6 protein-coding genes and 1 pseudogene are annotated in these 7638 nt (G+C 57.9%); 5 read left to right on the top strand and 2 right to left on the bottom strand.

What is annotated here, in order from left to right:
• The 5 genes from QZ517_RS19075 to QZ517_RS19055 form a co-directional block, all read left to right on the top strand.
• Positions 1 to 1148 (top strand): cell division protein FtsZ (locus QZ517_RS19075; RefSeq protein WP_294230308.1); only part of this gene is annotated, 1148 nt, incomplete at its 5' end.
• 209 nt (positions 1149 to 1357) lie between these two features.
• Entirely contained in the window at positions 1358 to 2281 is a 924-nt protein-coding gene (gene lpxC / locus QZ517_RS19070) for a UDP-3-O-acyl-N-acetylglucosamine deacetylase (RefSeq protein ID WP_294230305.1), read from the top strand.
• A gap of 107 nt (positions 2282 to 2388) precedes the next feature.
• Positions 2389 to 3243 (top strand): outer membrane protein assembly factor BamD, encoded by an 855-nt coding sequence (locus tag QZ517_RS19065; RefSeq protein ID WP_294230303.1) that lies wholly within the window; start codon positions 2389 to 2391, stop codon positions 3241 to 3243.
• Between the two features lie 34 nt (positions 3244 to 3277).
• On the top strand, positions 3278 to 4924 hold the full coding sequence (recN, locus tag QZ517_RS19060; RefSeq protein WP_294230300.1) for a DNA repair protein RecN: 1647 nt from the start codon (positions 3278 to 3280) through the stop codon (positions 4922 to 4924).
• A 144-nt stretch (positions 4925 to 5068) separates the two neighbouring features.
• Positions 5069 to 6757 carry a chloride channel protein gene (locus tag QZ517_RS19055; RefSeq protein ID WP_294230297.1) on the top strand — a complete coding sequence of 563 codons (1689 nt, stop codon included), beginning with the start codon at positions 5069 to 5071 and terminating at the stop codon, positions 6755 to 6757.
• A gap of 3 nt (positions 6758 to 6760) precedes the next feature.
• On the opposite strand, the gene QZ517_RS19050 is transcribed toward QZ517_RS19055, so the two are convergent.
• Both QZ517_RS19050 and QZ517_RS19045 read right to left on the bottom strand, forming a co-directional pair.
• A complete protein-coding gene (locus tag QZ517_RS19050) occupies positions 6761 to 7408 on the bottom strand; it encodes a DUF3299 domain-containing protein (protein WP_294230294.1) in 648 nt (215 codons plus the stop codon).
• A 44-nt stretch (positions 7409 to 7452) separates the two neighbouring features.
• A pseudogene (locus QZ517_RS19045) lies at positions 7453 to 7638 on the bottom strand (ABC transporter permease); the annotation flags it as partial.

Raw genomic sequence — 7638 nt, 5'->3', positions numbered from 1 at the left:
ACACGCTGATCATCATTCCAAACCAGAACCTGTTCCGTTTGGCCAATGAAAAGACCACTTTTACCGAAGCCTTCTCGATGGCAGACGACGTTCTGTATCAGGGCGTTAAAGGTGTGACGGACCTGATGGTGCGTCCGGGCTTGATCAACCTCGACTTTGCCGACGTGCGCGCCGTCATGGACGAGATGGGCAAAGCGATGATGGGTACAGGCGAGGCAGAGGGCGAAGATCGCGCGATTCAGGCAGCCGAGAAGGCGATTGCCAACCCACTGCTAGACGAAATCTCGCTGCGCGGCGCCAAGGGCGTGCTGATCAACATCACCGGTGGTCACGACCTGACCCTGTTCGAACTCGACGAAGCGGCCAACCGTATCCGCGAAGAAGTTGACGCTGATGCGAACATCATTGTGGGTTCCACCATGGATGAGAACCTTGAGGGTGGCATGCGTGTGTCTGTTGTCGCAACCGGTATCGATGCTGCGGAAACCAATTCTGCAATGCCTTTGCCGCGTCGCTCCATGCGTGAGCCGCTGACTGCGACACCAACCATTGAAACCGTGCAGCAGGCTCCTGCTGTGGAAGAGGTTGCAGCGGTTGAGCCAGCACCGGCCGCGACCGAGCCGTCGCTGTTCCATCAGATGGACACTCAGCAGGCTGCTGCGCAGGAACAGATGGAAGACATCTTTGAGGAAGAGGTGCCTGCGGTTGCAACTGCGCCTACTTTTGATGCGGTGTCTGCCGGTGCAGATGTGCCAGCGCCAGCCTATCAACCAACGCCGGCCCAAGCTGTACAGCCTGAAATGTTCGAAGAGGAGCCACAAGGATTTGTTGCGCCTCAGCGTCCGGCACCAGGCACACCTACGCCACAGCTGATGCAGCGTCTGCAAGCCGCTGTTGAAAAAGCGCCCGCCGCTCCGGTCCGTCCGGCAGCGCCTGCGCCAGAACCTCGAGCAGAAGAGCGTCCTCGCTTTGGCATCAACTCGCTGATCAACAAGATGACAGGCCATGCGGCGGAGCAGGGCGCGACGCAAACCGCCCAACCCGTGCGTCAACAGCCAGCGGTTCAGACCAATGAGCCAGCGCCGCAAATGGACGAAGATCAGGAGCGGATTGAAATTCCTGCCTTCCTGCGTCGCCAAGCGAACTAATTTCTTTGTGAAATACTGTGAAGAGGCCGCCCGATTGGGCGGCCTTTTTCATTTGAAAAACAAAAGCTTACGTCATTGTGCGCGGTGTTTTGCCGATTTGTTACAGCGATGTTTCATACCGTTACAAAGCTTTATTTGAGAAGACAGGGCAAAGCCTCTACCTCACTATTGCGGCCAATGGGGTGTGCCGCGTCACTTTGGGGAAACCAGTGCAAGCAACGCTAAAGACACCAGTTCATTTTCAGGGCACCGGCCTTCACACAGGCGCAACGGTGCACCTGACCGTCCGGCCAGCGTCCACCGATTATGGTATCTGGTTCAAGCGCATGGATGTCCTTATTGGCGATGCGATGATCCCGGCGCGCTGGGACCTGGTTGAGCAAACGGCACTTTGTACTCGTATCAAAAATGAGGCTGGTGTTTCCGTTTCCACTATTGAACATCTGATGGCCGCGCTGGCTGGCTGTGGCATCCACAACGCTTTGATCGAGATAGACGCGCCAGAAGTGCCGATTCTGGACGGCAGCTCGGCTGATTTTGTGCTGGGCTTCCTGAAAGCGGGCATCGTGCGCCAAGCCGCGCCGGTTTGGGCCATCAAGGTGTTGAAGCCTGTGTCTGTGACCCGTGGTGATGCCACTGCTGCGCTATTGCCGGCTGATGAAATGCGCATTGATTTCCACATCGACTTTACCGATGAGGCCATTGGTCAGCAGACCAAAGAGCTGAACCTTGCCAACGGCAGCTTCATTCGCGAACTGTGCAACAGCCGCACCTTCTGCCGTCAGGCGGATGTGGAGGCGATGCAGGCCAGCGGTCTGGCGCTTGGTGGCGATCCTACCGAAAACGCAGTTGTGTTTGATGGGGCCGACGTGCAGGCCAAAGGCGGTCTGCGCCACGCGGATGAACCCGTGCGCCATAAGATGCTAGACGCGATGGGCGATCTTTATCTCGCCGGAGCGCCTCTTTTGGCACATTACCGCGGTCACCGGGCTGGCCACTCGCTGACCAACGCCTTGCTGCGCGAACTTTTCTCCCATCCTGACAACTGGCGTTTGGTGGAATGTGATGCGTCACAAGCGGCCCGTTTGCCTGGGGCTGGTGTGCATATGGGCGAGTTTCCTGCCGTTGCATAAATACGGATCGTAACAAATCCGTCCAAAGGCGTTTTGCCCCGCAAATTTCTATGCTAACAGCATGTGAAAGCGTGGGGAAATCCCGCAGGGAGCAGAAGGTAGGTACTATGTCAGGCATCGGAACGCGCACGCGCCTCTTCGGTTCGGTTCTGGCTTTGGCCTTGGCGGTGGCCTGTAGTGACAACAGCGCCAGCGATGCGCGTCGCGGCTTGATCGACATGGAGCAGTTCACGCCGGAGCAAATCTTTGAGCGCGGCGAATTTGAGATCGCACGAGATCGTGGCACCGATGCAGCGTTCTTCTTCTCCGAAATCGAGCGGTTGTATCCTTATAGTGAGTTGGCCAAGCGTTCGATGGTGATGCAGGCTTTTGCCTATCACTCCGATGGGGCCTATCCAGAGGCGCGTGCTGCTGCACAGCGCTACATCGATTTCTACCCAGCGGACGAAGATGCAGCTTATGCGCAATACCTTTTGGCGCTGACCTACTACGATCAGATCGACGAAGTGGGCCGCGATCAAGGCTTGACGTTCCAGGCCTTGCAGGAATTGCGCAAGGTGATCGAAATCTATCCCGACAGCGAATATGCCCGCTCTGCGATGTTGAAGTTTGATCTGGCGTTTGATCACTTGGCATCCAAGGAAATGGAAATTGGCCGCTACTATCTGCGTCGAGACCATTACAGCGCGGCAATCAAACGGTTCCGTGTTGTCGTAGAAGATTTCCAAACCACAACACATGCGCCCGAAGCGCTGCACCGCCTTGTGGAAGCGTATTTGTCACTTGGTCTTTACGGCGAAGCGCAGACCGCAGCGGCGATCCTTGGCCACAACTTCCAGTCCACTGAATGGTATCAGGACAGTTACAATCTGCTGCGCGAAAACGGGCTGGAAGCCAAGGCGGACGGCAGCAGTTGGCTCAATCAGGTCTATCGTCAGACTTTGCAAGGCAAATGGCTGTAATTGGGGGCGGGGATGCCCTGTGGTGTGAGGCCTAATGCTGCGCTCGCTTGAAATCCGTGACATGCTCATCATCGACCGGCTGGACCTTGTGTTTCAGCCAGGGCTAAACGTGCTGACCGGGGAAACCGGCGCCGGTAAATCGATTTTGCTCGACAGTCTTGGCTTTGTGTTGGGCTGGCGCGGACGCGCAGAGCTGGTGCGGGCTGGGGCAGATCAGGGCGAGGTCGTGGCAGAGTTTGATCTGCCAGACGGACATCCTGCACATGCCATTCTTGAGGACGCGGGTTTGCCTGGTGGGGAGGAACTCATCTTGCGCCGTATCAACCGCAGCGACGGGCGTAAAACCGCCTGGATCAATGACCGCCGCGTGTCTGGTGAGGTGCTACGACGCCTGTCGGAAACTTTATTGGAACTGCATGGACAGCATGATGATCGCGGGTTGCTGGACCCCAAGGGTCATCGCAACGTGTTGGACCTGTTTGCCGGGACAGAGGCATTGCGGGGCAAAGCTCGTAAGACTTGGTCTCAAATGACTGGCGCCCGCAAAACCCTGAGGGCCGCGCAGGTGGCGTTGGAGGAAGCCAAGGCAGAAGAAGATTTTCTGCGCCATGCTGTTGCGGAGCTGGACAAGCTGGACCCGCAACCGGGCGAAGAAGCTGAGCTCGATACCCGCCGCCGAATGATGCAAAACGCCGAAAAAGTGCGAGGGGACGTAAGCCGTGCCCACGCCGCACTTGGCAATGGCGGAGCGGAAAGCGCGATGAGCGACGCGATGCGCTGGCTGGGAGATGCTGCGGCAGAAACCGGCGACACGCTTGAAGCACCTGTGGCCGCCTTGGAGCGAGCGCTGAACGAACTGGCGGATGCCATCGACGGCGTAGAGCGCAGTCTTGAAGCACTGGACTTCAACCCGCATGAGTTGGAAGACCTCGAAGAGCGCCTTTTTGCCATTCGTGGCTTGGCACGCAAATACAATGTGTTGCCGGATGAGCTGGGCACCTACGCTGACGAGTTGCGCACCCGTCTCATAGCGCTGGATGCGGGGGAAGGTGACATTGCCGCCCTGACCGCGGATCTGAAAGAGGCGGAAGCGGCCTATGATGCGGCGGCGCAGGCTCTGACTGCAGCACGTAGCAAGTCCGCCAAAAAACTCGACAAGGCTGTGATGGGGGAACTGGCTCCGCTCAAAATGGAACGTGCTGTGTTTACCACCAGTGTGACACCAGGGGAGGCCGGGCCGGACGGGCGCGACGCGGTGGAGTTTGTGGTCGCCACCAATCCAGGTGCGCCATCTGGATCGCTGGCAAAAATTGCCTCGGGTGGCGAATTGAGTCGTTTTCTCTTGGCGCTTAAAGTGTGCCTGACTGATGATGTCAGCGGAATGACCTTGATCTTTGATGAAATTGACCGGGGTGTTGGCGGCGCAACGGCTGACGCGGTGGGCCGTCGTCTCAAGGCGCTGGCCGAAGGCGGGCAGGTGCTTGTTGTGACGCACTCGCCACAAGTGGCTGCGCTTGGGGCACATCACTGGCAAGTTGCGAAGTCGGTCAAGAACGGCCAAACCCTGAGCCGCGTGGTGCCGCTGGACGATGGTGAACGGGTGGATGAAGTGGCGCGTATGATCTCCGGAGATACCATCACACCTGAGGCTCGGGCGGCTGCAAAAGCCCTGATGGGGTGATCTCCGGGCCTAGGGCCAAAAAATCCGCGCACAATCAGGCACTTTGGCGTGAAACCCTCTGCTTACCTCTTTGCGTTACAAGAAAATTCTGACTAGATCGGAAGTAACAACTTACACCCTCCCACCTGGAGATTTTGCAGCACTATGGCGAAGTCGGTAGGCTCCTTTCTCGCTGAGAGCGCCCATGAGGCGGCAGACACCTGCCGTGGCGGATGGAAGGTGTTGGTCCACAAAGGTCCAAGTCAGTTTCAGTTCTGGATCATTGCGCTTTGCATCGGGATTGCGGCTGGGTTTGCGGCGTTGTTGTTCCGCAAAGGCATCCTTTGGTTGCAGTCCACGATTTATGGCGCCGAAGATCTGAGCCGCTTGCACACATTTGCCAACACGCTGCCGTGGTATTGGCTGGTGATCATTCCAACAATTGGTGGGCTCATTGTTGGGATCATCCTCAACAAATTCACACCCGACGGGCGGGTGCGCTCTGTGGCAGATGTGATCGAGGGCGCGGCGCTGCATGAAGGGCGCGTGGAACGCAAAGCGGGAATTGCCTCGGCCTTCGCCAGCTTAATCACTCTGTCCTCCGGTGGGTCCACGGGCCGCGAAGGGCCTGTGGTTCATCTTGCGGGAATGATTGCCACATGGGTGAGTGTGCGGATCAACGCGGATGGTATCACCGGGCGTGATTTGCTGGGCTGCGCGGTGGCCGCGGCGGTCTCTGCAAGTTTCAATGCACCGATCGCCGGGGCACTTTTTGCCTTGGAGGTGGTGCTGCGCCATTTTGCCGTGCACGCCTTTGCCCCCATTGTGATTGCGTCTGTGGCGGGCACGGTGATCAACCGGCTGGAATTTGGAGATGTGACGGAGTTCACGCTCAACACCGGCACCGCGCTGCAGTTTTACCAAGAGCTTCCCGCTTTCCTGATCCTGGGCGGTCTGTGTGGCCTGGTGGCTGTGGCGCTGATGTGGACAATTTTCTGGGCAGACGACATGGCCAGTCACCTGCAGGATGATTTGCGCATTCCCCGTTGGCTGCGCCCTGCGATCTCCGGCGCCTTGCTGGGCATTCTGGCGATCTGGTTTCCACATATCATAGGCGTGGGCTACGAGACCACCTCTGCTGCATTAACAGGCAACTTGCTGCTGCATGAGGCAATCGTGTTTGCCGTGCTGAAAGTTGTTGCGGTTTCGATCACCATGGCCGGGCGTATGGGTGGTGGGGTGTTCTCTCCGTCGCTGATGGTCGGGGCGTTGACAGGCCTGGCGTTTGGTATGATTGCCACGGCGATCTTCCCGGATGTCTCTGGCACCACCACACTATATGCACTGGCGGGGCTTGGAGCCGTAGCCGCGGCCGTGTTGGGTGCGCCCATTTCCACCACGTTGATTGTGTTTGAAATGACCGGCGACTGGCAGACCGGGTTGGCCGTGATGGTCGCGGTGTCGATCTCCACAGCGCTAAGTTCGCGGCTGGTGGACGGGTCCTTTTTCCTCACACAGCTTGAGCGTCGAAACGTGCACATTGCGGCTGGACCTCAAGCCTATCTCTTGGCCATGTGTGGGGTCGGCAAAGTGATGCGGACCAAAGATGATCCTAAGGCGGCGCCAGAGGATCGCTGTTGGGAGATGGTGTCAGAAGGGCTTTATGTGGGTGGCACAGCCACGTTGGAAAGCGCCATGCCTGTCTTTGAGAACACCGGAGAGGCCTTCCTGCCGGTGGTTAAACTGGGAGGCGAAGATGCGCCGCCGGAGCTGCTTGGCGCGGTTTTTCATGTGGATGCGCTGCGCGCCTACAACAAGGCGTTGGCGGCCACGGCGGCGGAAGAGCACTCCTAGGCTTTAGGAACCGTAGGCTATTACGCTGTCTGCATCCATGGTGTAGGTCACATCCACATTGGTTTCACCGTCCACCATGTAAAGCGAATGGCTGTCAAATTCGCTGCGCAGCTTACCGCTGATCCAGACCGGTGTGTACAAGCTTTCTGTTGGATATCCTGCCGGATAGCGCACATGCACAATTTGATTGGCTGGCGGGGGCGGGGTGTGAATGCAGGCGCCGACGGTGGGCACCAAAAGGAACTCCACCGCCAGACTGCCGTCCATTTCCAGCGGAAGCAGGTAGCCTGGCATACGCACCGTTTTGCCCACGATCGCGGCATTAGGTGTGCGGGATTCAGTCTCCAGTTTGGTCATGATGCGCAGGCGCTCCTCCAGCAGGAAGTCTGCGTCTATCCCCTCGTTGGCCAGTTCAACACGCAGGCTTGCGGCATCGTCCTGGGCGTTTTTGTCCGTTTCGGCTTCGGCCAAATAGTCCAAACGCAAAATACGCGCCAAGGTTTGCATCTGCAGGTCCGTCAGGGACTCAAATGGATTTTCAAACGCCGAGGCTAGGCCTGCCAGATCGGTCCAGTCAACCTCTTTGGATTGATCGGCGGTCCCGACGGTGGCTGCAAGCGTGAGGGCGGCAGACAGCAAAAGTGCTTTCATGGTCGGAGCTCCGTTCCAAACAGGGTCGAGGTTATTTGTGCGGCTTACAGCCGTGTCGTCAAGCCGTCCGCAAGTGTCATGCGATACACACGCCATGCTGGCAGCAAACTTGCCAATCCGCCAAAACACAAGACGGTGAACAGCAACATGGCCTCGCGAGTGTTGAGAATTTGTCCGCCCAAAGTGACACCAAAGCGGGTGGAAAGAAGCGGTTCAGCAACAAGGCTGGC

Origin of the sequence: uncultured Shimia sp. (assembly GCF_913054185.1) — a bacterium.
Classification (GTDB): domain Bacteria; phylum Pseudomonadota; class Alphaproteobacteria; order Rhodobacterales; family Rhodobacteraceae; genus Shimia.
The sequence above is the reverse complement of the archived record's forward strand: the minus strand, read 5'-3'. Positions and strand labels throughout refer to the sequence as shown.